Below are 25,849 nucleotides of genomic sequence, written 5' to 3'. Positions count from 1 at the left end.
CGGCAGGGGGATAAAAACGGATCGGCCTTGAAACACCATGTGTTCCAAGGCCGCATGCAGCCGTAAGATGCCTCGACTACTCCAACACCACGTTCCCTTGCCGGCGTCGGCAAACAACACTCCGGAGTGTTGATCACAGCCCCTAATCGGGCAGGATCTCATACTCTTCCAGCTTATCCCACACGGCGCTGATCACCAGTGCCATGGCAGCGGCCAGACGGGCCTGGGCGCGAGCATCCGCGACCGGTTCGGCCGCAACGCCGGGCGCTGCCCCTTCGGCCAGGCGGCGGCAGAAGAGATCCGGGCAACCGGCCTGCTCGCCGTGCCCCAGCAGAGCCATATAGGCGGCAAAAGGGCCGTCCACAAAGTCGGCCTGAGCGAGAGTTCCCGCTGTTGCGGCATTGTTGCTTTCGGCGGGCGCGTCCGTTTCAGCCGCGCGCAGTAGATTGCCGGTTTCCCGCAGATAACCCGCCAGAACGCTGTTGGGTGCGTGCTGCATGAGTCCGGCCGTGACCACGGCGTGGACAAAAGCCAGCCATTCGGCGCGGAGCCGGGCCTGTTCCGGCCCGTGCGCATACGCGGAAGGCAGCCCGGCATTTTCAGCCAAGCGCAGGATGTCGGCGGTTTTGCTGTTGAGCTGAAAGAGGATGCAGGCCGCTTCAATGCCTTGGGCCGCGCTGAGTTGCTTTTTGGACATCAGACCTCCGTGCGGCCTTGTTCTCCGTTTTTTCGCGCTTCCCGGTAGGCCGCGTAACCGGAGGCCCGCAGGCGGCAGGCAGGGCAGACCCCGCAGCCGTAGCCCCAGTCATAACGCCGGCCGCGTTCGCCCGCGTAACAGGTGTGGCTTTCTTCCAGAATCAGGTCCACCAGAGCCGTCCCCCCCAGAGACTCGGCCAACTCCCAGGCTCCGCGCTTGCTCAGCCACATCAGCGGCGTGTGCAGGACGAAGCGGCTGTCCATACCGCAATTGAGCGCCACCTGCATGGCCTTGATGCTGTCGTCGCGGCAATCGGGATAACCGGAAGAATCGCTCTGGCAGACGCCCAGGATCAGATGGCGGATATTCTTGGCATAGGCCCAGACAGCGGCGTGCAGGATGAACAGCAGATTGCGGCCCGGCACGAACGTGGTGGGCAGGCCGCCCGGACCGTCGGCGGCGATGGGGGCCTCGGAGGTCAGGGCCGTGTCGGCCAGCTGGCGGAAAATATCCACATTCAACAGGGTATCCGGTCCCAGACGGGAGGCCCAGAGCGGATCAAGATCCGCCAGAGCCGCACGCAGACGCTGACGGCAGGCCAGTTCCACGTTGTGCCGCTGGCCGTAGTCAAAGCCCAGGGTCTGGACACGCTCAAAGCGGCTCAGAGCCCAGGCCAGGCAGGTGGCGGAATCCTGACCGCCGGAAAAGATGACCAGGGCCTGTTCCTGTTGCAGGGGAGAGGGGGAAACGGTGCTCATGGCTGGGTGGGCCAGAATTGGCAGACCCTGGCCGGGGCGTAACCCGCCAGAAAGGCGTCCATCAGGGTGCCGAAATAGACCCGGTTGCGGGGTTTGATGTGCTGGGCCTCCGGGCAGTCCGCCGGAAAAAAGCGCAGGGAATTGCGGTTGCCCGTGTAGTTCTGGTGCGCCAGGGGCAGGGAGAGCAGATGGGCCCAGAGGCCGCGCCGCGCATTGATGGCCTGTTCCTGCAGGCCGCGTAGGCGTTCCTGCAACTGCGGGCTCTGATCCTGATGCGGATAGTAAAAGGCCGCGCCCCGTTCGAGCATCAGATCGCTCAGGGACCGGCCGTCCTCCAGCCGCACGTCGGCCACGATGCGGCCGTGGCGGTCTTTGCTTTTGACTCCGGCGGCGAACAGACGGACTTTCTGACCTTTGGCCAGAGCGTCCAGTTCCTGCCGGGCTTCGCGGGCGTAAAACTGGGGCTTCCTGTTGTCCCGCCCCAGCTCCGGCGTGTCGATGCCCGCCAGACGTACCACGCGCCGGTCCGTAAGTTTGAGAGTGTCACCGTCGAAGCAGCGGGCCACCACGCCTTCCGGCTGGGGCAGGGCGTCTTCCTCCGCCCGCGCCGCCGACGGCAGAAGCAGGCAGCAGAGCAAGAGAAGCAGAACGGCTTTCTCCGCATGGCGGGGCCATTTGCTGTTGCTGAAATTCGCTGTACTCGCAGCCATTTTACTTTCCTGTGCCGTCTTAGCAAATAAATGGCATTTGAGAAATTTTTGCCGCTGGCACGGCAGGCAAGCGGCCCGACGCGGGCGCTAGCCGTTGCCGAGTTCACGAGGCTTACGGATGGCGACAGCAACTAGTCACACATGGTTGCAGTAACCAGTTGCTGTCTTTGCCCGTAGCTTCCTTTGCCGCAACGGCCAAAGCAGTTGTCTGCGTAACCAAGCCGGGCCGCGCCGCCTAACACAGCCAGCGGCAAAAAGAATCAAATGCCATCAGTTTTCGTAGTAGGAGCGCAAAGGCTGACTCCGCACCGGATGCCGCAGCTTGCGCAAAGCCTTGGCCTCGATCTGGCGGATGCGTTCGCGCGTCACGTTGAAGAGCTTGCCCACTTCCTCAAGGGTGTGGTCGCTCTTTTCCGCAATACCGAAACGCTTGCGCAGCACCTGCTCCTCGCGCGGGGTCAGATCCGCCAGCACGGCGGCCAGCTGCTCGGAGAGCTTGGTGTTGATGACTTCCTCGGCCGGAGCCACGGCCTTCTTGTCCTCAATGAAATCGCCCAGGCTGGAATCTTCCTCGTCGCCGATGGGCGTCTCCAGAGAGATGGGCTCCTTGGCTATCTTGAGCACTTTCTTGACCTTTTCCACCGGATATTCCATGCGCTCGGCGATTTCCTCGGGCGTGGGGTCGCGCCCCAGTTCCTGCACCAGATAGCGCGAGGTGCGGATCAGCTTATTGATGGTTTCGATCATGTGCACCGGAATGCGGATGGTCCGGGCTTGGTCCGCGATGGCCCGGGTGATGGCCTGGCGGATCCACCAGGTGGCGTAGGTGGAAAACTTGTAGCCGCGCTGGTACTCGAATTTGTCCACAGCCTTCATGAGGCCGATGTTGCCCTCCTGGATCAGATCCAGGAACTGCAGGCCGCGATTGGTGTATTTTTTGGCAATGGAAACCACCAGACGCAGGTTGGAGCGGATCAGCTCCTGCTTGGCGCGCATGGCCGCGGTATTGCCGCGCTTGATGCGCCAGAGCACTTCTTCCAGGTCACCCACATTGTGGCAGCATTTTTCCTGAAGGCGCTTGAGGATTTCAATCTTGCCGATGATCATTTCCTTGAAGGAAAAGAGCTCGTCAACGCTGAGCTTGAGGTCGCGCGCCGCCTCTGTGGGATTGACCTCGCGCTTTTCCAGGCCGTCGAACATGGTCTGGATTTCCACCTGGGTGCGGCCCGTGGAGAGGATGTAGGCCGAAAGATCGCGCTGGCAGTTGTGCATCTGGCGCACATAGTCTTCCACCGTCTCGATGATCCGGTCGATGAGGGTCTTTTCCAGCTTGATGTCGCGCAGGCGGGTGACGATCTCTTCCTTGAAGCTGATGATTTCCTTCTGGGTGGCCGTGACCCGGCGTTCCAGGGTGCAACAGTCGTCCAGCTTCTTGTAGATCTTGCGTTTTTTCTTGAAGACCTGCTTGATTTCGTCCAGGAGGAGGATGACCCGCGAGCGTTGGTTCATCTCGTCTTCGCTGGGGTCGTCTTCTTCAATGGTTTTGACCACGTCCTTGAGCTTGACGCGGTTCTGGCGCAGATCCTCGCCCACGTTGATGAGTTCTTCCACGGCCACGGGCACTTCCACCAGGGCGTAGAGCACGTCCTGTTCGCCCATTTCGATTTTTTTGGCGATGACCACTTCGCCGTCGCGATCCAGCAGGGGCACGGCGCCCATTTCGCGCAGATACATGCGCACGGGATCGGTGCTGCGGGAGGAGTAGTCGGCTGATTCCTCGTCTTCGGTCAGGTCCAGCGTGTCTTCACTCACGTCGTCGTCGGTTTCGGCGGCGGTGGCGGAAATTTTTTTGCCGTCCTTTTCGGAATCCACAATGACGATTTCCAGCTGTTCGAAAATGCCGATAATCTCTTCAAACTGCTCGGGCGTGCTCATTTCCACGGGCAGAGCCTTGTTGACCTCTTCAAAGGTCAGAAAGCCCGTACCTTTGCCCTTGGCGATAAGAGATTGTATTTGCTGGATATCTTTAAGATTACTCATGCCCTTTCTCCAAGGTTTCCTGCAGTGCGCGAAGATAATCCAAATCAGCCGCAAAGTCACCTGTGCCGGTATTCTCGCGTAACGCTGCGGAAACAGACGATTTTTGCGCCGAGGCGTAATAGGCGTCCAGGTCGCGGCGCAGGAATTCCAGTTCCTTGTCGCCGTTGTCGCGGGGCGCGGCTTCAGCCCCCCGGCAGAGGGTCCAGAAGTTTTTTTCGCGTTGGTCCAGATGATAGGGGCTTTCTTCCCCCAATTCCTCAATCTTGTCCCAGAGCCGCCGGGCAACGGCCGACTGGAGGGTCAGATCCGCGCCGAGAGCGCGCAGGTCGTCGAGCCGTTCGGGATAGCGCACCGCGTACATCATAATCTGGCGGTCGCGCATGTTCTGCCGGGCGAGGCTGGGTTTGGCCGTTTGCGCCGGGGCGCGGCCCCGGCCGTCCTGTTTCTGGCTATGCCAGGCGGCCAGGCCCTGGCGCAGCTCGTTTTCCGAAAGCTGCAAATGCCCGGCCAGCCGCGAGACATACGGGCTGACCAGTTCGGGCAATTCCACCTGGCGCAGGAAGTTGCGCGCCCATTCCACGGTTTCGCGCGGGGCCAGGGCCTTGAGCACGTCCACGCAGAAGCGCAGCCCGTCCGGCGCCTTGGCCTGCAATTCCTCAAAAGCCTCGGGCCCGGCGGTGCGCAGCAGGCTGTCGATGTCCTCGCCTTCGGGCATCAGCACCACGTTGCAGGCCAGGCCGCGCGTGAGCAGCATTTCGCAGGAGCGCAGGGCGGCCTTGCGCCCGGCCCGGTCTCCGTCGAAGAGCAACACCATTTGGGAGGCGAAGCCCGAAAGCCGCTTGATCTGCTCCGGCGTCAGCGCGGTGCCCAGCACGCCCACGGCGTTGTCGTAACCGAACTGGTGCAGGGTGAGCACGTCCATGTAGCCTTCGGTGAGCAGGGCGCGCCCCTTGGTGGTGATGCCGCGCCGGGCCTGGGCCAGGCCGTAGAGATGCTCGCCCTTTTTATAGATGGGCGTGTCCGAGCTGTTGATGTACTTGGCCTCGTCCTCTCCGGCAATGATCCGTCCGCCGAAGGCGATGATCTGGTTGGAAAGACTCTTGATGGGAAAGATCAGCCGCCCCCGGAAGCGGTCATAGGCCCGGCCGTTGCCGGACTGGCCCAGCAGGCCCGCCTCCACAGCCAGACGGGCGTCAAAGCCCGCGCGGCGCAGGGCGTCGGCCAGGGACTGCCATTCGCGCCGGGCCCACCCCAGGCCGAAACGCTGCACGATGTCCTCGCTCAGGCCGCGCTTTTCGATATACTCGCGGCATTCGGCGGCTTCCGGGCTTTGCAGGGCAGCGCTGAAATGCCCGGCGGCCAGCTCATACATGCGCAGCATCTGCTGGCGGCCTGAGCGGCGCTCCCGCTCCTCGCCCTGGCTGCGGGCGTTGCTCCGGCCGCGTTCAATGGTGATCCCGGCCTCGGCGGCCAGCTGCTCCAGACATTCCTTGAAATCCAGCCCGTTGATCCGGCCGTAGAAATCAAAAATGTCCCCGGAGGCGTGGCAGCCGAAGCAGTAGAACATGCCCTGTTCCTCATTGACGGAAAAGGAGGGTTTGGTTTCCTGGTGGAAGGGGCAGGGGGCCACCCAGCGCGGGCCATTGCGTTTGAGCTCCACAAAGCGGCGCACAATGTCCACGATGTTCAGGCGCTCCTTGATGGCGCGGATGGCGTCTTTGGATTGCATGCAGCCCTGTGCTCCGGTCTAGCGTTGCGGGGGAATGCCGTCAACGCAGCAATGGAAAACGGAAAAGGCACCCACGTGGGGCGCTTGCCGAGTACTGCCGCTTACACTGAGAATTTTTGGCTTTCCGGCAAGGAAAACGCGTTGTTTGTGATGGAAGAACGCCCTTCCCGTAGCATGCCCGACCGGGGCAAAAAGCGCGCTTGCTTCGGCCGTCGGCGGCGTTGCCGCCTTGCCTTTGCCTCTGCCGCAATGCGGCCTGCAGAGAAGGACAGCGGCGCTACGGATAAAGGCAACCTCGACGACGCGATCGGCAGTCAAAAAGGTTCATGTAACGACAGTGGTTAACGAAATGTGACGATAGTCATGCCGTCCCCGCCCCTGTCCTCCGGGGCCAGTACGAACCGGTCCACAGCCGGAAAGCCGCGCAGAAATTCGTGAACTTCGCGGCGCAGCGCGCCCGTGCCGCGTCCGTGCACGATTTCCACCTCGGAAAAACCGGCCAGCAGGGCCTTGTCCAGAAAACGCTCCACTTCGGCCAGAGCCTGGTCCGCGCGCATGCCGCGCAAATCCAGGCTCAGGGAGGCGCTTTCGTCGGTCCCGCGCTTCACCGCACTGCGCGGCGCTGCCTGGGGGGCCTGGCCGCCGCTTTCGCGAAGATCCTTCATCTCGGCCCAGAGATTCACGCCGTTCATGTCCAGGCGCACTCGGCCCCGGCGTTCATCCACGTCCGTGATCACGCCGCGCTTGTTGAACACACTGTGCAGCACGTTCTGACCCGGCGTGAAATGCTGCGGTTTGGGCAGCACGGACTGCGTCTCCGGCTCCACAGCCGGGGCCAGGGAGGCGCGCAGGCGGGACATTTCCTTCAGGGCCTGCTTGGACGTGGCCCGTCCTTCCTTCCAGGCCCGCATCAGTTCGGCGGCCTTGCCGCGCACTTCCTCGTGCAGGCGGACGCGTTCCTTTTCCAGGCGCTCGCGGCTTTGCTGCACGGCATGGCGGGCTTTTTCCTGCTCCGCCCGCAAGACGAGCAGTTCTTCCTCGCGCCGGGCGGCCAGATCGTTGAGCCGCCCCAGCAGGGCCGTGGCGTCCTGGCCGTCCTGCAGCAAATAGTGTTCGGCCCGGTGCACAATGGTTTCGGGCAGGCCGTGCTCCCGCGCCACATCCAGAGCCTGGCTGGCCCCTACCTGGCCGTAGGCCAGCTTGAACAGCGGTTTTTTTGTGGCCGGATCAAACAACATGGACGCCGCCCTGGCTCCCTCGCGGGTCAGGGCGTAGGACTTGAGCGCCGGAAAATGCGTGGCTGCCAGTACAAAGGTATGTTTGTCCAGCAATTCGTCAAGGACCGCCTGGGCTAATGCCGCGCCCTGGGCCGGGTCCGTGCCCGCGCCGAATTCGTCCAGCAGCACGAGACCGTGCTGGTCCAGATGTTTCCAGGCCTTGGCCAGATGGTCTATCTGGGCCGTGAAGGTGGAAACATTGTCATCCAGGCTCTGCTCGTCGCCGATGAAGGCGTCCATGCGGTTGAACCAGGGCAGATGCGACCCCTTGCCCGCGGGCACGGGCAGGCCGCTGAGGGTCATGGCCACCACGAGCCCCAGGGTTTTCAGGCAGACTGTCTTGCCGCCCGCGTTGCCGCCGGTGATAACCAGGGCCCGTTCGCCGGGGCGCAGCAGAATGTCCAGGGGCCGGACCGGCGCGGCGGCGGTCTTGTCCGCGCCCGTGTTTTTGCTCCGGGCCAGAGCCAGCAGGGGATGGCGGGCCTCCAGCAGACTGATGCCTTCCTCCACCGGCGAGAGGCTGATGCAGCGGCCGTCATACAGATCGGCCAGGCGGCGCATGGCCTGCAACACGTCCAGCCGGGCCAGCAGGTCCAGGGCGGCCCAGGCGCCGGGCAGTTCGGCGGCCAGCAGGTCGCGCAGATAGGCCAGTACCTTCTGCTCCTCCTCGCGCTCCTCATGCTTGAGTTCCTGGAGACGGTTGTTGATCTCCACCAGAAACATGGGCTCGAAATAGCAGGTTTCGCCGGTCTGGGACCAGTCGTGGATGATGCCCTGCATGCGGCCCTTGAAATTGGCCTTGAGCGGCAGCACATAGCGGTCCGAGGACAGGGTCATGAACTCGTCCTGCAGATAGGGCAGCATATTGTACTGCAGGGCGAAATCCTTGACCTTGCGCATGCAGCTCTGGTGCAGGCGGCGCAGTTCGCCGCGCAGACGATAGAGTTCCGGCGAGCTTTCGTCCCTGATCAGGCCGTCGTCGGAAATACAGCGGCTCAACGCCGCCGTGAGCTGCACGGGCATGGGCGCGGCCTGGGCCAGCTCCAGCAGATGCGGCCAGTGGCGCGGGGCCTCGGGCGTATTGATGGCGGCCTGCGCGCTCTGGGCCAGGCGCAGCACTTCGCGCAGAGCCCAGAAGGCGTCGGCGTCGGGCCGGGACTGGGGGCGCTCGGCGGCGTGCAGCAGGCCGCCGACATCGGGAAAGGCGGCCAGGCTGAAGCCCTTGCCGCCGTCGCCCACGGGGCGGGCGGCCCAGGTGGCGGCTTCCTCATAGAGGCGTGCGGCCAGGGCCACGGCCTCGGAGTCCGGCAGGGGAGCAAGGGCCAAGGCGCGTTCGCGGCCCACGCCCGAGCAGCAGAGCCCGGCTAGGTATTCCGTGATTTTGCCGAATTCGAGGGAATTGAGAGTGCGGGTATGAATCATGATTTCTTTGTGCCGTAAGGGTTGCGCCAGCACTAGAGCATTTCAACTTTGAAATGCTCTAACGCCGAACACGGTGAGGCGCGCCGCGAAGACCGGCCCGACGGGCGGCCCGTAGGGCCGTGCCTGTAGTCCAAAGGGCGTACAGGCATCGAGAGCAACGCGGCGTGGATTCCGGCGAAGCGACCGAAGGCAGCCCGAAGGGCTGTCCCCGTTGGCGACAACGGAACCATACGGGGAGCAGTAGCAACGATAACCACATTTTTCGCCGGAATGCCGACTTTGAAATTTGTAAAATTTCAAAGTTAATCCGCTCTAGAAACACCCCTAAGGGGAATTGAAAAATAAAAGAGCTACGGCAAAACGCTTCCCTGAAAACATGGACTTTGTTCTTTGACAGGGAAGACGCCGCTTGCGGACCGAGGGTAGCATTTCCCGTGCAACCCCGGCCTGCAAACGACATTCTGACGCAGTCCGGAGGACAAAAGGCGCGTTTTCAGCTGAGCCGTTTTTTGACCGCCTCGGACAGCGCCTTGCCGTCCACCCGGCCCTTGTATGCACCCATGACGGCAGAAATCACCCGGCCCATATCCTTGGGCGTGGCGGCCTGAAGCTCGGTGACGGTGGTCTCGATAATCTCCGCCAGTTCCTCGGGGCTGAGGGCCTTGGGCAGGTATTCCTGCAAAATTCGCAGTTCGGCGGCTTCCTTCTCGGCCAGATCGGCGCGGTTGGCGGCGGTGTACTGCTCAATGGAATCCTGGCGCTGCTTGCCTTCCTTGATGATGACGTCCAGCATTTCCTCGTCGGAAAGGCTGCCGCCGGGCCGCCGAAGGTCCACCAGCTTGTTTTTGACCGCGGTTTTCAGAAGCCGCAACACGGTAAGACGCACGGCATCCTTGGCTTTGTAGGCCTGGATGTATTCTTTCTCGATCTGTTCAGATAGGCTCATGGCGGTGCCGGGGGTAAGAGTGGAAAAGAAGCGGAAACTGCGGGAAATCCCCAAGGGATTTCCCGCAGTTTCTGTCCGAATGCGTGATGGCCTCAGGACAGCGGAACCGCACCGCGCAATGCGCGGCATGGCGCGCTGTGGGATGGGCTAGGGGCTGTTTCTAAATTGTCCTTTCGCCCTCTCTGCCAGCGTCAGACTCGCCCCGTGCGAAGGTCGAATATGTTTGAATATACTCCCTCCGCTCAAGACTCGCCTTCCTTGGCAGAGAACGAAAATCCTAATTTAGAAACAGCTCCTAGGCCATGTTCATTTTTCTGATTTTTTTCATCAACCGCTTGCGGGCGGCGGCCTTCTTCTTTTTGCGCATGACGCTCGGTTTTTCGTAGTGCTGGCGCTTCTTCATTTCAGAAAGAATGCCGGCCTTCTCCACCTGCTTCTTGAAACGGCGCAAGGCAATGTCGAAGTTGTAATCGTCGTCGTTGAGAAAAACTCCGGGCAAGAATATCACCCCCTCCGGCGGGCAGGCCGGGCTGTAAAAAGCACGGCGCTGCAAAATATGAAGAGTCTGTATAGTGCTTGGCTGGAAAAAAAGCAAGCACTGGAGCGGTTCAATTTTAAAATTGTTGAACAGCCCTCAAGGTCCGGAAAGGCGCATTTTCCAGTGGACAAGAAAAAGGAACCCCCCGGCATAGCCGGGGGTTCTTCATATGCGCCTGTAAGGCTTTCTTACCAGCTGCGCCCTAGCAGGCGCTCTTGCGATCTGACATTTGCATTTCTGTTACTTGCGGCCCGTAAACGGGCTCCTTGGGTAGGGTAGGCTCAACTGATCGCCAAGTTTATCCGACTCCAGCTGATGCTTGATGTAATCCTGAATCTTGGCCTTATTCTTGCCCACTGTATCGACGTAATACCCACGGCACCAAAATTCTCGATTGCGGTATTTGAACTTCAAATCCCCAAATTGTTCATAGATCATGAGACTACTCTTACCCTTTAGATAGCCCATAAAACTCGACACACTCATTTTGGGGGGAATCTCAAGCAGCATGTGGATGTGGTCTGGGCAACATTCTGCCTCCACTATTTTTACATCCTTCCATTCGCACAACTTGCGCAGAATTTCGCCAATGGCGCGCTTCTTTTCACCATAGAACACCTGGCGGCGATATTTAGGCGCAAAAACAATGTGATATTTGCAGTTCCACCTTGTGTGGGCTAAACTTTTGGCGTCACCCATCGTGACCTCCTTTTGATTTGTTGACTCGCAGTTGCCAGACCGCGAGACTTTTTAACAAATCAAAAGGAGTTTTACTGACATGGGCAAAGCTGTAAGCTTTTTAGAACCCCCCGCCTAGCGGGGGGTTTTCTCCATACAAAAAAACGGCAAGCCCGTACGGGCTTGCCGTGTCGCCGCATGCGGGGAAAAATTAATTCAAGGCGTCTTTGAGCATTTTGCCGGGGCGGAACTTGACCATTTTGCAGGCGGGGATGGTCAAGGTGGCGCCGGTGCGCGGATTGCGGCCCTGGCGGGCTTTGCGGCTTTCCACGGCGAAGGTGCCGAAACCGGTGAGGGTCAGTTTGGCTTCCTTGCTCAGCGAGTCTTCCACGGAAGCCAGAAAGGCGTTGAGGGCGCGCTCGGCGGCGGCCTTGGTCAGATTGGCCTTGGCGGCGATTTTTTCAACCAGATCAGCTTTAGTCATCAGCATATCCTCCTGAAGATTTGCCAACAGATACCGCGAGCCTGACTCCCCAAGTCCGTGGCGCAAAACCACCGCGCGCAATACCATTATGATAGCGAACTTAACTCAACCTCTTTTAGCGCGGATTGTCAAGATTCAGCGGCAAAAAAGAGGACAGGCGCTGAAAATCATCCGTGCTCAGGGCTTCGGGCCGCAGGCTGGGGGCCAGGCCCGCCTGGTCCAGAGCCCTTTCCATCTGCGGCAGACCGGCCCGGCGGAAGATGCCGCCCAGCTGCTTGCGGCGCTGCTGAAAGCAGATCCGCAACAGGCGGGCCAGGGCCTTGGGATGGGCGGGCCGCGCCTCGGGCGGCAGCGGCTCAAAGGAAAGCACGGCCGAATCCACCTTGGGCGGCGGGCTGAACGCGCCGGGCCCGACCACGAATTCCAGACGCGGGCGGGCGTAGCTCTGAACCCAGACCGAGAGCGCGCCGTAGTGGCCGTTGCCGGGCGCGGCCGCCAGGCGCTGGCCCACTTCCTTCTGGACCATGAACACGGCTCGCTTCAGCCCTTCCGCGCGCGACACAATATCCCAGATCAGGGGCGAGGCCACATTATAGGGCAGATTGCCGATGACTTTCCAAGGGCGCTCCGGACTGATGCGCCGCCAGTCGAAGCGCAGGGCGTCGGTCAGCACGGCCTGGGTGCGCGGAGCGGCCTGGCGCTGCCGTTCGGCCGCCCAGTGGCGGTCCTTTTCCAGCAACAGCAGGCAGGCGTGCGGCGCGGCTTCCAGCGCCCTGGTCAACGCGCCGGGGCCGGGGCCGATTTCCAGTACGCGGTCTTCGGCCTGGGGCAGCAGCAGGGCCGCAATGCGGTCGCAGATTTCCTCCCGGCGCAAAAAATGCTGGCCCAGGCTTTTCTTGGCGCGGGGAACGTGCTTTTTGTTTACCGGCGATGCGGGCATGGCGGCCTCAGGGCAGATCAAAACGGTCAAAGGCCAGCATCAATCCGGCCCGTCCCTGGGTGGCCGAGCGCAAGGAGGTGGAGAAGCCGAACAGACGGCGCAACGGGGCCGTGCCGCGCAGCAGCTTGCGTCCGGCATGGTCCTCCAGGTCTTCCACTTTGCCTCCGGCGGCAGTGAACAGGCTGATGGCCGGGCCCAGAAAATCCTCGGGCACGTTGATTTCCACCCGCATGACGGGCTCCAGGGCCACGGGCGCGGCTTTGGACAGTGCCTCGCGCAAAGCCTGTCCGGCGGCCATGTGACAGCCCGGTATAGTGGTCAGGCCCTCGCGCCGCTCCACATTGGTCAGGGTCACGGCCACGTCCACCAGAGGCCAGCCGGTCAGCTCGCCGCTTTGCAGGCCGTCGCGCACGCCGTCCAAGGCGGCCTGGAGCAGGGCCGGGGGCAGAATTTTACGGGCCTCCTGCGGATCCGCGGGCAGGAAATCGCCCACCGTCACCTGATTGCCCGTATGGCGGGGCAGGGGGGCCACGCGCAGGGCCACCGCGCCCTGGTGATGTTCCTTGCCCAACTCCTTGTCGAAGACGGCTTCAGCCTCGGCTTCCCTGCGCACGGTTTCGCGCAGCACCACCTGCGGCTGTCCGGCGCGCGGGCTGATGCCATATTCGCGGCGCATGCGCTCCAGCAGCACGTCCAGATGCAGTTCGCCCATGCCGGAAATCATGCGCGTGCCGGAATCATCGTCCAGGCTGACCTGGAAGGTGGGGTCCTCCTCCACATAGCGGGCCAGGGCCTCATCCAGGGTTTTGCCCTCATCGGCGTTGCGCGGCTCCAGCGCCAGAGTGAGCACCGGGGCGTAGGCTTCAATGGATTCCAGCACGAGTTCGCGGGCCCTCGCGGCGTAGGTTTCGCCGGTATGGGCCGTGCGCAGGCCCACCACCGCCGCGATTTCCCCGGCCGAGGCCGATTCGAGCTGTTCGCGCCGGTCGGCATGCAGGCGGAAGATGCGCCCCACGCGGTCGTCGCTCTTCCGCGTCACATTGCGCAGCGAGTCGCCTTCCCTGATTTGCCCGGCATAGAGACGCAGAAAGGAAAGTTTGCGCCCGTTTTCCATAAGCACCTTGAAGACCAGGGCTACGGGCGGCGCGTCCGGATCCGGCTCCACGGCTTCTTCGCGGCCTTGCACATCTCGTCCCACAGGCGCGGGCACGTCCAGGGGCGAGGGCAGATAGTCGCAGACAGCGTCCAGTACGGGCTGAACACCCGCATTGCGCAGGGCCGAGCCGCAGAGCACGGGCGTCAGGGCGCGGGAAAGCGTGGCGCGGCGCAGGGCGGCGCGGACATCCTCCCGGCTGAAAGAGCCTTCCATCCAGAGCTCCAGAAACTTGTCGTCGGCCTCGGCCAGTTTTTCCAGCAGGGTTTCGCGCCAGGGCGCGGCCAGCGTAGCCTCGCGCGGGCTGAACGGCACGCGCAGCACTGTGCGGCCCTGGTCCGCCGGATCGAAGGTCAGGGTTTCGCCGCTGATCAGATCCAGCACCCCGGCAAAGGATTCGCCCTGGCCCAGGGGGGCGGTGACGGCCACGGCATTGGTCTGGAGGCGGCGGCGTATGGCCTCCAGCGCGGCTTCGAAATCCGCGCCCAGGCGGTCCATCTTGTTCACAAAGGCGATCTTGGGCACTGCGAAATGCTCGGACTGCCGCCAGACTGTCTCGGACTGCGGCTCCACCCCGCCCACGGCGCAGAAGACGCCCACGGCCCCGTCCAGCACGCGCAGAGAACGCTCCACCTCAATGGTGAAATCCACATGCCCGGGCGTGTCGATGAGATTGATCATTTTCTCCCGCCACTGGCAGGAGGTGCAGGCCGAGGTGATGGTGATGCCGCGTTCCTGTTCCTCGGGCATATAGTCCATGGTGGCCGCACCGTCGTGGACTTCGCCCATACGGTGAATTTTGCGGCTGTAGAACAGCATACGCTCGGAAAGAGTGGTCTTGCCCGCGTCGATATGGGCGATAATACCGATATTACGGATGTCGCTGATTGGGGGCATGGCTGGCTCCGGCTGGGTGGCGTTGCTTCAGTGGTACGGTTTTTTCAGGCCCACGGCAAGGGCGGGCGCGAAACCCCAGGGGCATTCCGCTCTCCTGCCGTGGGCAGAGTGATTTTGTATTTGGAGCAGGTTAACTACAGGATGAGGTATTCCGAGTCCCGCGGGCACGCCGTACTAGTCCGCGTCTTCAATCCGCAGCATGCCGTGGGCATCAAATTTCCAGTCCGGGCCATAGGCAACCTCCCAGTAATAGCCGTCCGGATCCCGGAAGTAACCGCTGTAGCCGCCCCAGAAAACGTCCCTTGGCTGTTTGGCGATCACGCCGCCGTGCTCTTGGACCATTTTCATGAAGACGTCGACTTCCTCTCTGGATTTCATATTGCAGGCCAGGGTCATGCCGGCGAAGCCGCCCTGTGAAAGCGGCGGCGGATTTTCGGCATCTATGTCCCGGGCAAGTTCCTCAAGAGGATAGAGTTCCAGTTTGCTACCCTGGTTGTCGAAAAAAACAACGACCGGTTGGTCCGCTTTTTCATAGGTCTTGAAGCCGATATTTTTGTAAAAGGCCAAAGATTTTTTTATGTCCCGCACACCGAGACATATCAGATTGATCCTGTTCACAGCACATCCTTACTTGACTTGTCGGCCCGGCAGGCCGGTGATTCCCGTGCCGGGGTTCCGGCTGCGGAGTATTTGCCTTGCCGTGCCCTTTGCGGACGCCATGACTTATACTTTTTCAGAATGGTCCAGTTTCAGCCGGAACGCAAGACGTTGTCATTTTCGCGAAAAGGGGACGGGGAGCCTAATGTTTCGAGGCGGAATGCCGAAAAGAGAAATGGGGAACAGGGAGAAGGAGCGCCTATGGAAGCCATACAGGACAACGGCACCTTCCGGAGCAGCGAGGAACTGTTGCGCGACGGCATTGCGCCGCAGCAGGTCATGAGCAACCTGATTATCGGCAAAACCTTGCAGGAATCCACGGAGATGGCCGAACAATTGCGCAGCGCGGCCACCGGCGTGGGCCAGAAGCTGAATGTGGAGGTATGATCCACAATGCACGCCGGTCTGTGCGCCGTCGTGCGTGCGGCCTGCGGGAAAACGTCTGCCGCGTTACGGTCTGTTGCTCGGTGCGCGGGGGGCGGAAAAAGTCTTTTTTCTGCCAGGGTAGGGACAGTGTGAGCTAACTTGGGTTGACATATTGAAAATGAATTTCATTTTATATAGAGTGTGTCTCTACGAAATGCTCAGCCCAAGGAGAACATATGGTCAATCGTTTCGGAAGCACCTCGGACATGGTCATTCAAAGCGTCGAGGAAAACGGCGCGCAGTACCTGCTCGCCATTGACGAGAAAGGGCTTTACCTCACCTCGCAGAAATATCTGGACAGCAGTCTGGCGGATCCCAACCGTTATTCCGCGGCCCGCGTCGGCATGTCCGCTCGGTTGGAGGCCCTGCAACTGGACACGGCGGCCCTGACCAGTGCCAATCAGCATCGGGTGAAGAAAATCGGCGAAGGGGATGCCAAGAAGAAAATCAACCCTCTCAAGGCTTCCAAGCGCGGCATGAAAGCCTGAAAAAGATTCGTGGCTGTAGCGGCGGCAAGTCCGCCTGAGGCTGTCGACAAAGTCGGCAGCCCCGAAAATCAGGAGCGGGTCGCGGCTTTGCCGCGCCGTTAAGCGACTGATTTTCGTGCCTTTCCACCCGGCGGCTTAGCCGCCGTTGGTGGCGCAAATCACGCGAAGCGGGGTTTGTCATGAGTCTGGGCGGGGCGTCAAAGCGTCCCGCCTTTTCCTTTTACAGCGGTCCGAAAGCCTGGCGTGAAACCGTGAAAAAGTCCGGCGTGAGATCCTCGTGCAGCCAGAAGCCTTCGCAGCCGGGAGAAAGGGCCAGCGAGCCTGTATAGCGGAAAGGACCGTGGCGGTGGGCCCTGCAGTGGCCGCGCGCGGCCTCGGGCCTGAGGTAAATGGCCGAGGGCAGGGCGGGACGCGCGGGTTCCAGGGCCTGCTCCAGAGCGTCGCCCTGGGCAAAAGACAGAATATCCAGATCAAAGGCTTCGGGCTCGGGCAGGATCAGGGCCGGAGTCCGTCGTTCCTCATAGCAGGGCAGGCCCAGCACGCGGGCCGTGTGCGCCACGCTGTCTAGTTCCCCCTTGTGCAGCAGAACCAGTCGGCCCGGACCGGGCTGGCTTTCTTCCAGCAGGGCGCAGAGCCCGGCTTTGTCCAGGCAGAAAATGTCTTCCACGCCGCTGAGTTCCAGACTGACCAGAGCCGCGCCGTGGGGCGTGCCGCCCACACAGACCGCGCCCACCAGGGGCACGTTGGCCAGCAGGGCGGGCGCACAGGCCGCCGTCAACCGGGCCGCGGCCGCGTATTCGGGCGTAAAGGCCAGAACGGCCCAGGGAGCCGGAAACGAGGCCCTATGCCGCCAGAAGCCCAGATGGCCGTCCCGGCGCTCTTCGCGCAGGCAGCCCTGACTCTGGCCGAAATGCATGTGGGCCAGGGCCAGACCGGTTTTCAGGGCGGCCCGGCAGGAAGGCGGCGTGGCCTCATAGGCCTTGGCCGTCAGCTCGTCGTCCAGGCGCGCCTCTTCCGCCCATTCCGGCCAGCGGGCGGTGTCTTCAACCGGCTCAGGCGTCGGCTTCCGGGTCAGTTCCGTCTGAAGGGCGTTGGGCATGATTCTTTCCTTATGGCGTTGGTTGGCAGGTCGCGCGTATGCGTTATGTGCTATAACTCCTAGCGGTCCGCCGTCCGACCGGCACATTCGCGCCAGCGAGTGTTGAGCAGAACGTGGGCGTCGATCCGCACGCCCGCGCCGTTCATCTTTTTGGCGGCAAAGGCGCCCCAGGGCAGGTCGGCGCAGTCATTGGCCGCGCGGCGTACCATATCCGCCAGCAGGCCGTCGCGTTTGTAATCATTATAAACAAGTGCCGAGGCCGCGCAAGCGCCGTCGAAACGGCCCGATCCCATGGCTTCCCTTGCCAGCAGTTCCACCTTGGCGTCTTTCTGGGCGTGCCCGGCAAAGCCGGCGGCGCTGTCCACGAGCAGATTTTTGAAAGATCGGCCCCAGGCGTCGGCCTCAAGGTCGATATGCAGGGCCCGGGCCTGTTCCAGCAGGCCCGGTTCCAGAGTCGGAATCTCCGGGCGGCTCAGATACCGCCAGAGAGCGACAACGCTCACGATCAGAATCACCGCGGCGCAGAACAGTAACGGAATTTTCCAACCCGTGGCCTTGTCGGAGCCGGTCGTGCTCATCGTTGCTCCTGCTCGGCAAGCCACAGTTCAAGCTGTTCCAGCTGACGCGCCACGGAGCGAGGACCCGTGCCGCCCGGCGTTTCCCGGCGGCGCACGGCCGCCGCGTAATCCAACACCGCGTAGACGTCGCTGTCAATGCGCGGTTCCAGGGCCTGTAATTCGGGCAGGGTGAGGTCTTCCAGGCCCTTGCCTTCGCGTTCGGCGGCGGCCACGGCCTGGCCGGTGACATGATGCGCCTCGCGGAAGGGCAGGCCCCTGCCTACCAGATAGTCGGCCAGTTCCGTGGCGTTGAGAAAGCCCGCCTTGCAGGCTTCGCGCATGCGGTCCGTGCGAAAGGTCAGTTCCTCCAGCATCCCGGCCATGAGCCGCAGGGAGGATTCCACCGTGCGGTCCGCGTCCAGGAAGCCTTCCTTGTCTTCCTGCATGTCGCGGTTATAGGCCAGGGGCAGGCCTTTCATGACCGTGAGCAGGCCCGTGAGCGCGCCGTAAACCCGGCCGGTCTTGCCGCGCATCAGTTCGGCCACGTCCGGATTTTTTTTCTGCGGCATGATGGAGGAGCCCGTGGCGTAGCCGTCGGGCAGCTTCACGAAGCCGAAGGCCGGATTGGCCCAGAGGATGATTTCCTCGCAGAGGCGGGAAAGGTGCATCATGGCGGCGGAGCCGTCGAACAGGGCTTCCAGCACGAAATCCCGGTCGGATACGGCGTCCATGGAATTGCCGTAAATTTCCGCAAAGCCCACCTCGTCGGCCACGCTCTGCGGGTCCAGGGGGTAGGTGGTGCCGGCCAGGGCCGCCGCGCCCAGGGGCGAGATGCGCACCCGCTTGAGCGTGTCGGTCAGGCGCAGGGCGTCGCGCCGGAACATCCAGGCATAGGCCAGCAGATGCTGGGCCAGGCTCACGGGCTGGGCGGGCTGCAGATGCGTGCAGCCGGGCAGGATGTCCCCCTGATGCTCGGCGGCGCGTTTGACCAGCACGGCACAGAGCGCGGCGGCGCGCTGCCGCCAGATGTCCAGCCTGTCGGCCACGAAAAGGCGGAAGCTCAGACCCACCTGATCATTGCGGCTGCGGCCGGTGTGCAGCTTTTTGCCCACATCGCCGGTCAGTTCGGTGAGCCGGGCCTCGATGTTCATGTGCACGTCTTCCAGTTCCGGCTTCCAGACAAAGCCGCCGGACTCGATCTCGGCGCGCACCCTGTCCAGGCCGTCCGCCAGAATTTGCGCCTCTTCCGGGGTGATCACGCCTTGGCGGCCCAGCATGCGGGCGTGAGCCCGGGAAGCGCGGATATCCTGGGCGTAGAGCGCCCGGTCGTAGGTCTGGGAATCCGTATAGCGGGCCACGGCTTCTTTGGGGCCTTCGGCGAAACGGCCTCCCCAACTCTGATTGGTTTTCATCGTGCGTTCCTCATTGCTGGAAGCGCTGATTAATGAAGATTTTTGTTCTCTGCCAAGGACGGGAAACTCCGGGCGAAGGGAGTATATTCAAATATATTCGACCTTCGCACGGAGCGAGCCGGGCGCGGGCAGAGGGCAAAAAGACCATTACTCAGCGCTTCCGTTATAAAAAAGCCCCGCCCGTGCCGAAGCGGGAGCGGGGCCTTGCGGTCGTGCCGGCACGGGACTGGACCGGATTATCTTTGAAACGCGTTGCATTTCAAAGTTGGAATGCTCTATTTCGCCATCTTGTTTCTGATGGCCGCGTACATACCCAGGCGCAGGCCGTTGAGGCGGATGAAGCCCGCCGCGTCCTTGTGATCGTAGTCGCCGCCTTCGAACGTGGCCAGATCCTCGGAGAAGAGCGAGTAGGGAGAGGTACGGGCCAGGGGCCACACGCCGCCCTTGTAGAGCTTGGCGCGCACGGTGCCGGTGACCGTCTCCTGCGACTTGTCGAAAAAGGCCTGCATGGCTTCGCGCTCGGGCGAGAACCAGTAGCCGTTGTATACGGCGTGGGAATAGGGCACGGCCAGCATGTCGCGGATGCCGAGCAGTTCGCGGTCCATGCAGATGCCTTCCAGGTCGCGGTGCAGCGCGAAGAGCAGGGTGCCCGCCGGATTTTCGTACACGCCGCGGCACTTCATGCCCACATAGCGGTTTTCCACCATGTCGTCGCGGCCGATGCCGTGCTTGCCCGCCAGTTCGGCCAGGGTTTTGATAATGGTGTACGGCGACAGCTTCCGGCCGTTGACGGAAACGGGATTGCCCGCCTCAAAGCCCACTTCGATAACTTCAGGTTCGTTGGGGGCCTGTTCCACGGGCACGCAGCGGTCATGGCAGATTTCGTGCGGCGCGTTGCCGGGATTTTCCAGTTCGCTGCCCTCAAACGAAGTGTGCAGCATGTTGGCGTCCATGCTGTAGCGCTTGGCCTCTTTGGAAATGAAGATGCCGTGCTTTTCGGCAAAGGCGGTCAGGGCCGTGCGGGACATGAGATCCCACTCGCGCCAGGGCGCGATGACCCGGATTTCCGGGGCCAGGGCCTTGGCGGAAAATTCGAAGCGCACCTGATCATTGCCCTTGCCCGTGGCGCCGTGCGCGATGGCGTCGGCGCCTTCCTTGCGGGCGATGTCGATAAGGGCCTTGGTGATGCAGGGGCGCGCGATAGAGGTGCCCAGCATGTAGCGATTTTCGTAGCGGGCCGCGCCGCGCATCATGGGGAAGACGAAGTCGCGGGCCATTTCTTCGCGCAGGTCTACCACATAGGCTTTGGAAGCGCCGGTTTTCAGCGCTTTTTCCTCCACGCCGGAAAGATCCTCGGGCTGGCCCAGGTCGGCGGTGCAGGTGATGACCTCGCAATGGTAGGTTTCAATGAGCCATTTGAGAATAACGGATGTATCCAGCCCGCCGGAATAGGCGAGCACGACTTTTTTGACGTCTTGCATGCTAGAGCCCCCTTGTGGATTCGGGGGAGCAGTATTGCCCAAAAAAGACCGGGGCGCAAGTCCCGGCACCGGGCGCGGGAACTGCGGGGAGGCATTGCGGTGCGGCCCTGTCGTCCGTGATTTTTTACTTGCCAGCGGGGAGAGATGGTATTAGGTCTGGCCGGACGTTGTCACGTGTCATAATCTTTTGTATTTTCTGTAAAAGGAGACTTTCATGTTGCAATTTTTCGGCAGGATTTCCCTGCTGGTCGCGACCGCCGTGCTGGCCGTCGCTCTGGCCGCCCCGGCTCAGGCCGCGGAAGTGAAAACCAAATATTTCAGCATTGACCTGCCCGCCGACTGGACCCAGCCCCAGCCCGTGCAGGAAGGCAACGGCGCTTTGATGGCCCTGTTCGTCAGCGGCAAGGACGGCAGCGCCGTGACCATCACGGTGGTGGCCAACGGCATGTCCGCCAAGGACGCGGCCACCCAGACCGTGGCCAATATGAAGAACGGCGGCATGTCGCCCAGCGATCCGGTGGAAAAGAACGGCCTGTATGAGAGTTCGTTCAGCCAGGGGGCCGGCAAGGGCATGTCCTGGTTCGGCTCCAACGGCAAGGAATTTGCCGTGACCACGGTGCTCGGCAGCTCCCTGGACAGCGCCAAAGCTCTGCTCAAGGGCCTGAAGCCGGTGGACGCCAAACTCTTCCCCAAGTTTTAAAGCCGTATCTCCGCCTTCGGGCGTGAGCTGTTTTCCAGGCCGGACGCGATATGACGCGCGTCCGGCCCGTTTTTTTGCGTCGGGCCGTAGGCCGCCCGGTTTATTCTCTGCCCGGTTTCGTGCACGTTCCGATCATCTCTGCTGTACGGAGAGTTGCATCGCTATTCGAGAATAACGGATTGAACCGTACCCAGTTTGACGATGTCGCTGTCTTTTCTGTCGCCGTGTATGGCGATCTTGCCCAGGGCCTTGTCGATCTCGGCAAGCTCTTCAGGCAACAGGGCAACGTCCGCCGCGCCGAAGTTTTCCGCCAGGCGTTCGTCCTTGCGCATACCGGGAATGGGCACGATAAAGTCTTTTTTGTGCAGCAGCCAGGCCAGGGCGAGTTGCGCGGGCGTGGCCCGCTTCTCCGCGGCATAGGCCCACAGCAGGGCAAGAAGCGGCTGGTTGGCTTCCATGTTTTCCCTGCGGTATCGTGTGATGACGCGCCGCACGTCATCGCCCGTAAACTTCGTATCCTTGTCGTATTTGCCGCTGAGAAAACCGCCGCCCATGGGAGAGTAGGCTTCAAAACCGATGCCGAGTTCCTGGCAGGTCGCCAGCACCTCTTTTTCGGGCCGCCGCTGCATGAGGGAATATTCATTCTGCACGGCGGCCAGGGGCGTTACGGCGTGCGCAATGCGGATCTGTTCCGCCGTCGGTTCGGATTGCCCCCAAGCCCTGATTTTGCCCTCCTGGATGAGCTCGCCCATCCAGAAGGCGACTTCAGCGGGATCGCTGTCCTCGGGGACCCGGTGCTCGTAGTAGAGATCGATATACTCGGTTTGCAGGCGTTTCAGAGAGGATTCAAGCGCGTTCCTGAGTCCTTTCCGGCTGAGTTTTCCCTCCGGAATTTCCTGGCCGGGCAGGAAAACGGGCATGAACTTTGTCGTCAGGATCACGTTATCCCGAATGGGCTTCAGCGCTTTGCCCACCAGCTCTTCATTGGCATAGGTCGCATACACTTCGGCTGTGTCGAACAGGGTGCAGCCGTATTCGTCATAGGCTTTGCGCATAAGCCTGATGGATTCCCCTTCGGAGGGCACAGCGCCGTAGCCGTGGCTGAAGCCCATGCAGCCCATGCCGATGGCCGATACTTCCAGGCCGCTTTTTCCCAGCCGTCTTTTTTTCATGATCTGTTTTCTCCTGTGTTCAGGGTTATGTCCGCGATGCGAACGGCGTTTCATGGGATGCGCCAGAGCGGTTGACGCATTTCATGCGTGAGCCGCTCCGCAAGGATTCGCAGACAAATCCTTGCCGCGAAATGCGGGTAGACGGGCTTTGCCCGCCGCAAACGAGCATTTCAAATGTTGCATGCTCTTATAGCCGCGCCCCGGCCCGGGAGATAGAGACATTCCTCTCTGTTTTCTGCCTGTTTCTCTATGGCTGAATGAAAAATACTTGATCCGTGATCCGGATAATTATACGAATGTGTGCGTCTGTATCAGAAAAAGCATGTGCGAGGAGTCTCTCACAGCTGCCTGATTCTCCTGGAAAATGTTGCGGCGAGAAGCGGCGGCGGAGGAGAGAACGGATCAGGAAGGAGGCGTTGTATGGCGGAAAACAGACGTGTGGATGCGAACAGGAACTGGGCCGTGCTCAGGGCGAAACTGCTCGGCGGCGCGCCGGGGGCGGGAAATTATCCCACAGCGGTCAAAGGTTTCGTGCTGCATTGCAATACAAGCAGCGCCGATCCCTGGCCCAACTTTTATCAGCCGGTGATCATTGTGGTGGCCCAGGGCCGGAAGCTGGTAAGAATCGGCGGGGATGAGTACCATTACGGCGAAAATGTCTGCTTTGTGGCCGGGGTGGACATGCCGGTCACCAGTTGCGTCATGGAGGCCAGCGAGGAAAAGCCGTACCTGTCCATGTCGCTGAATCTGGACGCCGCCCGTATTGCGAATCTTGCGGCCAGGGTGCCGCCGCCGTCCCCCGGCGACGCCGCGCCCAGGGGGGCGGCGGTGCAGGCTGTCGGTCCCGGCTTGCTGGATGCGTTTTTGCGTCTGCTCGAACTGACAGAAACGCCGGAGCACATTCCTGTCATGGAAAACCTCCTGCTGGATGAAATCCACTATCGGCTGCTTGCGGGTCCGTTCGGCGGCATTCTGCGCAGCCTCAATACCCTGGGCTCACAGGGCAACCAGATTTCGCGGGCCATATCCTGGCTGAAAGAGAATTACAAAGAGCCGTTGCGGGTGGAAAAGCTGGCCGGGCAAACCAATATGGCTCCATCGACTTTTCACAAATATTTCAAGCAGATTACCACATTGAGCCCGTTGCAGTACCAAAAGCGCCTGCGCCTCAGCGAAGCCCAGCGCCTCATGCTGTCCGGCGGGCACGATGTGACCCAGGCCGCTTTTGCCGTGGGCTACGAAAGCCCGACGCAATTCATCAGGGAATACAAGCGCCTGTTCGGCAATCCGCCGCGCAGGAATGTCATGCGGATGAAGGGAGCCTTGAGCGCCTGAGTCATATCTGAAGGCCCTGCGCGCCGGCTTGCGTTCAGCCTTTTGCCGGGCCTCTCGACCGCGCGGGGCAAGTCTGGCATGCTGGGCAGGCCGCGCCGGATACGGGCGGCCATGAGAATCGAGGACAGGATAAGGCATGCAGTTGTTCAGCGTGAAAATGCGCGCCAGCCGAAAGGTTCGGGGTGAGGAAGAGCATATTTCCGGGGCGGAGCGCATTGTCGGGGCGCAAGGCGTGCCCGCGCTAACCCATGATCTGGTGACCCGCGCCCAGCGCCACGGCAAGGGAAACCCCGATTTCATCAACATCAAGGTGGAGGCCGTGCCGGAATCCGCCTGCCTGCGCCTGTCGGCCCTGCCCGTGCGCGCGCTGGACTGCGCGGACGCCGCCTCCGGGCTGCGTCTGGCGGCCGGACTGCTGCGGCAGGCGGGCGTGCCCGCGCCGGAAGCCGTGCTGGCCCTGATGCGCGCGGCGGGCGGCCTGCGCGGGGCCATGCTGCTGGATGCCGACAGCCTGGAGCGGCTGGAGCCGGATAGGGCGCGCGGCGTCCGCGCCACCTATATGGACAGGGCCGACGCGGCATCTTTTTCCGCGCCTTCCGGCACGTCGGGAAAAAATCACTATCAGGAAGCCCTGGTGCTGGCCACCAAGGTGGCGCATGCGCCCCATATTCTTGCCGAGATCTGCATTTCGGACGATCCGGATTATGTGACCGGCTATGTGGCCTCGCGCGAGCTGGGCTATGTGCGCATCGCCAGGATGAAGGAACCCGGCTCGCCGGAGGGCGGACGCATTTTCCTGTACCGGGGTCCCAGGGAGCGGCTCGCCGCCACGCTGGACTTCATCGAGCGGCGGCCGGTGCTGGTGGAAAGCCTTCCGGACGCGCCCGTTTTTCGCGCGGGCGATTCCGCGGTTGCGGCTGTTTCCGGTCCGCCGGATGATGCGGAGAACAAGACGGATAAGGCGGGCAGGGCGGACAAGTGGGCTTTTCTGGACGAACGCCTGGAGCGCCTGCGCGCAAACGGCCTGCGCCGTCATATCCGGGACATGGCTTCGGCCCCCGGTCCACGCGTGCGCTGTGAAGGCCGGGAGCTGCTCCTGCTGGCCTCCAACGACTATCTGGGCCTGGCCGATGACGCGCGGGTCAAAGCCGGGGCCGCCGAAGCGCTCGTGGCCTGGGGCGCGGGCACGGGCGGCTCCCGCCTGACCACGGGCGGCCTGGAACTGCACAGCGAGCTGGAGCGACGCTTGGCGGCGTTCAAGCATGCGGAGGCCGCGCTGCTGTTCAATACCGGCTACATGGCCAATGTGGGCGTGATCACGGCCCTCTGCGGCCGGGGCGACGTGATTTTCAGCGACGAGCTGAACCATGCCAGCATTATTGACGGCTGCCGCCAGAGCCGGGCGGAGATCGTGGTCTACCGCCACAATGACATGGCGGATCTGGAGGCCAAGGCCCGCCGTTATGCGGGCCGCCGGGGCCTGATCGTCAGCGACGCGGTGTTCAGCATGGACGGGGATGTGGTTCCCTTGCCGGAACTGTTGCGCATCGCGGACCGCTACGGCTTTCTCTCCATGCTCGACGAGGCGCACGCCACCGGCGTTCTTGGGGCCACGGGGCGCGGCACGGCGGAGCATTTCGGCCTTGCCGTCGCACCGGACGTGACCATCGGGACCTTGAGCAAGGCCCTGGGCAGCGAGGGCGGTTTTGTCTGCGGCCAGGCGCGGCTCATCGAATATCTGAAAAACAGCGCGCGCAGTTTCATTTTTTCCACCGCGCTGTCGGCCGCGCCCGTGGCCGCCGCCCTCGCGGCTCTGGATGTCCTCTGCCGGGAGCCTGAGCGCGTGCGGCGTCTGCGGGACAATACGGCCTTTTTCTGCGCCAGCCTGAAGGAGCGGGGTATGGACGCGCATTCCTCAAGCGCCATCGTGCCCCTGCTCGTGGGCGACGAGGGCGTGGCTCTGAACGCGGCGGAGCGGCTCTTTGAGGCCGGATATTTTCTTTCGGCCATCCGCTATCCTTCGGTGGCCAGGGGGCGCGCCCGGCTGCGGGTCACGCTGCGCAGCGATCATACGCCGGAAGATCTGGCGGAAGCCGCCCGTCAGACGGCGCTGGCCCTGGGATCGGCGCGCCGAGGCTGACCCGGTCCTGGCGTCCGGAGGAAAATTCTTGACTGACAGGCCAGGCGTAACGTAGAAATAATCGTTTTGAGCCACAACGGTACGGCTGCACTTTGTCATTATTTCTGACTCTC

The 25,849-nt window shown here is 62.1% G+C and carries 23 protein-coding genes; 5 read left to right on the top strand and 18 right to left on the bottom strand.

Going from position 1 to position 25,849, the window contains the following annotated elements:
- Window positions 1-142 precede the first annotated feature (142 nt).
- From AXF13_RS07515 to AXF13_RS07455, 13 genes are all read right to left on the bottom strand, one after another.
- A complete protein-coding gene (locus tag AXF13_RS07515) occupies window positions 143-697 on the bottom strand; it encodes a hypothetical protein (protein WP_062252271.1) in 555 nt (184 codons plus the stop codon).
- The gene (gene queC, locus AXF13_RS07510) at window positions 697-1,455 is read right to left on the bottom strand and encodes a 7-cyano-7-deazaguanine synthase QueC (RefSeq protein WP_062252270.1); all 759 of its coding nucleotides are present in this window, start codon (window positions 1,453-1,455) and stop codon (window positions 697-699) included. Before queC ends, AXF13_RS07515 begins: the two co-directional genes overlap by 1 nt.
- Window positions 1,452-2,165, bottom strand: coding sequence for a thermonuclease family protein (locus AXF13_RS07505; protein WP_062252269.1), 714 nt, complete (start codon window positions 2,163-2,165; stop codon window positions 1,452-1,454). The genes queC and AXF13_RS07505 overlap by 4 nt, the downstream gene beginning before the upstream one ends.
- Before the next feature lie 270 nt (window positions 2,166-2,435).
- Window positions 2,436-4,205 (bottom strand): RNA polymerase sigma factor RpoD, encoded by a 1,770-nt coding sequence (gene rpoD, locus AXF13_RS07500; RefSeq protein ID WP_008684907.1) that lies wholly within the window; start codon window positions 4,203-4,205, stop codon window positions 2,436-2,438.
- Window positions 4,198-5,934 carry a DNA primase gene (gene dnaG / locus AXF13_RS07495; protein WP_062252268.1) on the bottom strand — a complete coding sequence of 579 codons (1,737 nt, stop codon included), beginning with the start codon at window positions 5,932-5,934 and terminating at the stop codon, window positions 4,198-4,200. The genes rpoD and dnaG overlap by 8 nt, the downstream gene beginning before the upstream one ends.
- Window positions 5,935-6,275: 341 nt before the next feature.
- The gene (locus tag AXF13_RS07490) at window positions 6,276-8,633 is read right to left on the bottom strand and encodes an endonuclease MutS2 (RefSeq protein WP_083521998.1); all 2,358 of its coding nucleotides are present in this window, start codon (window positions 8,631-8,633) and stop codon (window positions 6,276-6,278) included.
- A 493-nt stretch (window positions 8,634-9,126) separates the two neighbouring features.
- Window positions 9,127-9,579, bottom strand: coding sequence for a GatB/YqeY domain-containing protein (locus tag AXF13_RS07485; RefSeq protein WP_062254770.1), 453 nt, complete (start codon window positions 9,577-9,579; stop codon window positions 9,127-9,129).
- A gap of 295 nt (window positions 9,580-9,874) precedes the next feature.
- Entirely contained in the window at window positions 9,875-10,078 is a 204-nt protein-coding gene (gene rpsU, locus AXF13_RS07480) for a 30S ribosomal protein S21 (protein WP_009302365.1), read from the bottom strand.
- Between the two features lie 279 nt (window positions 10,079-10,357).
- Window positions 10,358-10,816, bottom strand: coding sequence for an IS200/IS605 family transposase (tnpA, locus tag AXF13_RS07475; RefSeq protein WP_062251401.1), 459 nt, complete (start codon window positions 10,814-10,816; stop codon window positions 10,358-10,360).
- Between the two features lie 190 nt (window positions 10,817-11,006).
- Window positions 11,007-11,279 (bottom strand): HU family DNA-binding protein, encoded by a 273-nt coding sequence (locus AXF13_RS07470; RefSeq protein WP_008684900.1) that lies wholly within the window; start codon window positions 11,277-11,279, stop codon window positions 11,007-11,009.
- Between the two features lie 115 nt (window positions 11,280-11,394).
- Window positions 11,395-12,219 carry a 16S rRNA (adenine(1518)-N(6)/adenine(1519)-N(6))-dimethyltransferase RsmA gene (rsmA, locus tag AXF13_RS07465; RefSeq protein ID WP_062252267.1) on the bottom strand — a complete coding sequence of 275 codons (825 nt, stop codon included), beginning with the start codon at window positions 12,217-12,219 and terminating at the stop codon, window positions 11,395-11,397.
- A gap of 7 nt (window positions 12,220-12,226) precedes the next feature.
- Complete coding sequence (gene fusA, locus AXF13_RS07460) at window positions 12,227-14,269, bottom strand: elongation factor G (RefSeq protein ID WP_062252266.1); 2,043 nt, start codon at window positions 14,267-14,269, stop codon at window positions 12,227-12,229.
- A gap of 174 nt (window positions 14,270-14,443) precedes the next feature.
- On the bottom strand, window positions 14,444-14,887 hold the full coding sequence (locus tag AXF13_RS07455; RefSeq protein ID WP_062252265.1) for a VOC family protein: 444 nt from the start codon (window positions 14,885-14,887) through the stop codon (window positions 14,444-14,446).
- Between the two features lie 240 nt (window positions 14,888-15,127).
- On the opposite strand from AXF13_RS07455, the gene AXF13_RS07450 reads away from it, so the two are divergent.
- Both AXF13_RS07450 and AXF13_RS07445 read left to right on the top strand, forming a co-directional pair.
- A complete protein-coding gene (locus AXF13_RS07450; RefSeq protein ID WP_062252264.1) occupies window positions 15,128-15,313 on the top strand; it encodes a hypothetical protein in 186 nt (61 codons plus the stop codon).
- Between the two features lie 215 nt (window positions 15,314-15,528).
- Window positions 15,529-15,840, top strand: a complete 312-nt coding sequence (locus tag AXF13_RS07445; protein WP_008684887.1) for a hypothetical protein — start codon at window positions 15,529-15,531, stop codon at window positions 15,838-15,840.
- 220 nt (window positions 15,841-16,060) lie between these two features.
- Here the strand turns inward: AXF13_RS07445 and AXF13_RS07440 are convergent, their stop codons facing one another.
- The 4 genes from AXF13_RS07440 to AXF13_RS07425 all read right to left on the bottom strand — a co-directional run bounded on the left by AXF13_RS07440 (window position 16,061) and on the right by AXF13_RS07425 (window position 20,389).
- Window positions 16,061-16,939 (bottom strand): hypothetical protein, encoded by an 879-nt coding sequence (locus AXF13_RS07440; RefSeq protein WP_062252263.1) that lies wholly within the window; start codon window positions 16,937-16,939, stop codon window positions 16,061-16,063.
- Between the two features lie 59 nt (window positions 16,940-16,998).
- Complete coding sequence (locus tag AXF13_RS07435; RefSeq protein WP_062252262.1) at window positions 16,999-17,517, bottom strand: hypothetical protein; 519 nt, start codon at window positions 17,515-17,517, stop codon at window positions 16,999-17,001.
- A complete protein-coding gene (gene argH / locus AXF13_RS07430) occupies window positions 17,514-18,908 on the bottom strand; it encodes an argininosuccinate lyase (RefSeq protein ID WP_008684881.1) in 1,395 nt (464 codons plus the stop codon). The genes AXF13_RS07435 and argH overlap by 4 nt, the downstream gene beginning before the upstream one ends.
- Before the next feature lie 275 nt (window positions 18,909-19,183).
- The gene (locus tag AXF13_RS07425; protein WP_062252261.1) at window positions 19,184-20,389 is read right to left on the bottom strand and encodes an argininosuccinate synthase; all 1,206 of its coding nucleotides are present in this window, start codon (window positions 20,387-20,389) and stop codon (window positions 19,184-19,186) included.
- Between the two features lie 214 nt (window positions 20,390-20,603).
- Here AXF13_RS07425 and AXF13_RS07420 point away from each other — a divergent pair, with 214 nt between their 5' ends.
- The gene (locus AXF13_RS07420; RefSeq protein WP_062252260.1) at window positions 20,604-21,089 is read left to right on the top strand and encodes a hypothetical protein; all 486 of its coding nucleotides are present in this window, start codon (window positions 20,604-20,606) and stop codon (window positions 21,087-21,089) included.
- Between the two features lie 161 nt (window positions 21,090-21,250).
- On the opposite strand, the gene AXF13_RS07415 is transcribed toward AXF13_RS07420, so the two are convergent.
- Window positions 21,251-22,261 carry an aldo/keto reductase gene (locus tag AXF13_RS07415; RefSeq protein WP_062252259.1) on the bottom strand — a complete coding sequence of 337 codons (1,011 nt, stop codon included), beginning with the start codon at window positions 22,259-22,261 and terminating at the stop codon, window positions 21,251-21,253.
- Between the two features lie 420 nt (window positions 22,262-22,681).
- On the opposite strand from AXF13_RS07415, the gene AXF13_RS07410 reads away from it, so the two are divergent.
- A complete protein-coding gene (locus tag AXF13_RS07410) occupies window positions 22,682-23,596 on the top strand; it encodes an AraC family transcriptional regulator (protein WP_062252258.1) in 915 nt (304 codons plus the stop codon).
- A gap of 136 nt (window positions 23,597-23,732) precedes the next feature.
- On the top strand, window positions 23,733-25,736 hold the full coding sequence (bioF, locus tag AXF13_RS07405; protein ID WP_062252257.1) for an 8-amino-7-oxononanoate synthase: 2,004 nt from the start codon (window positions 23,733-23,735) through the stop codon (window positions 25,734-25,736).
- Window positions 25,737-25,849 lie beyond the last annotated feature (113 nt).

It is taken from the genome of Desulfovibrio fairfieldensis (genome assembly GCF_001553605.1).
In the GTDB taxonomy this organism is placed as follows: domain Bacteria; phylum Desulfobacterota; class Desulfovibrionia; order Desulfovibrionales; family Desulfovibrionaceae; genus Desulfovibrio; species Desulfovibrio fairfieldensis.
Note: the sequence above shows the minus strand (reverse complement) of the source record. Positions and strands in the feature narration are given on the sequence as shown.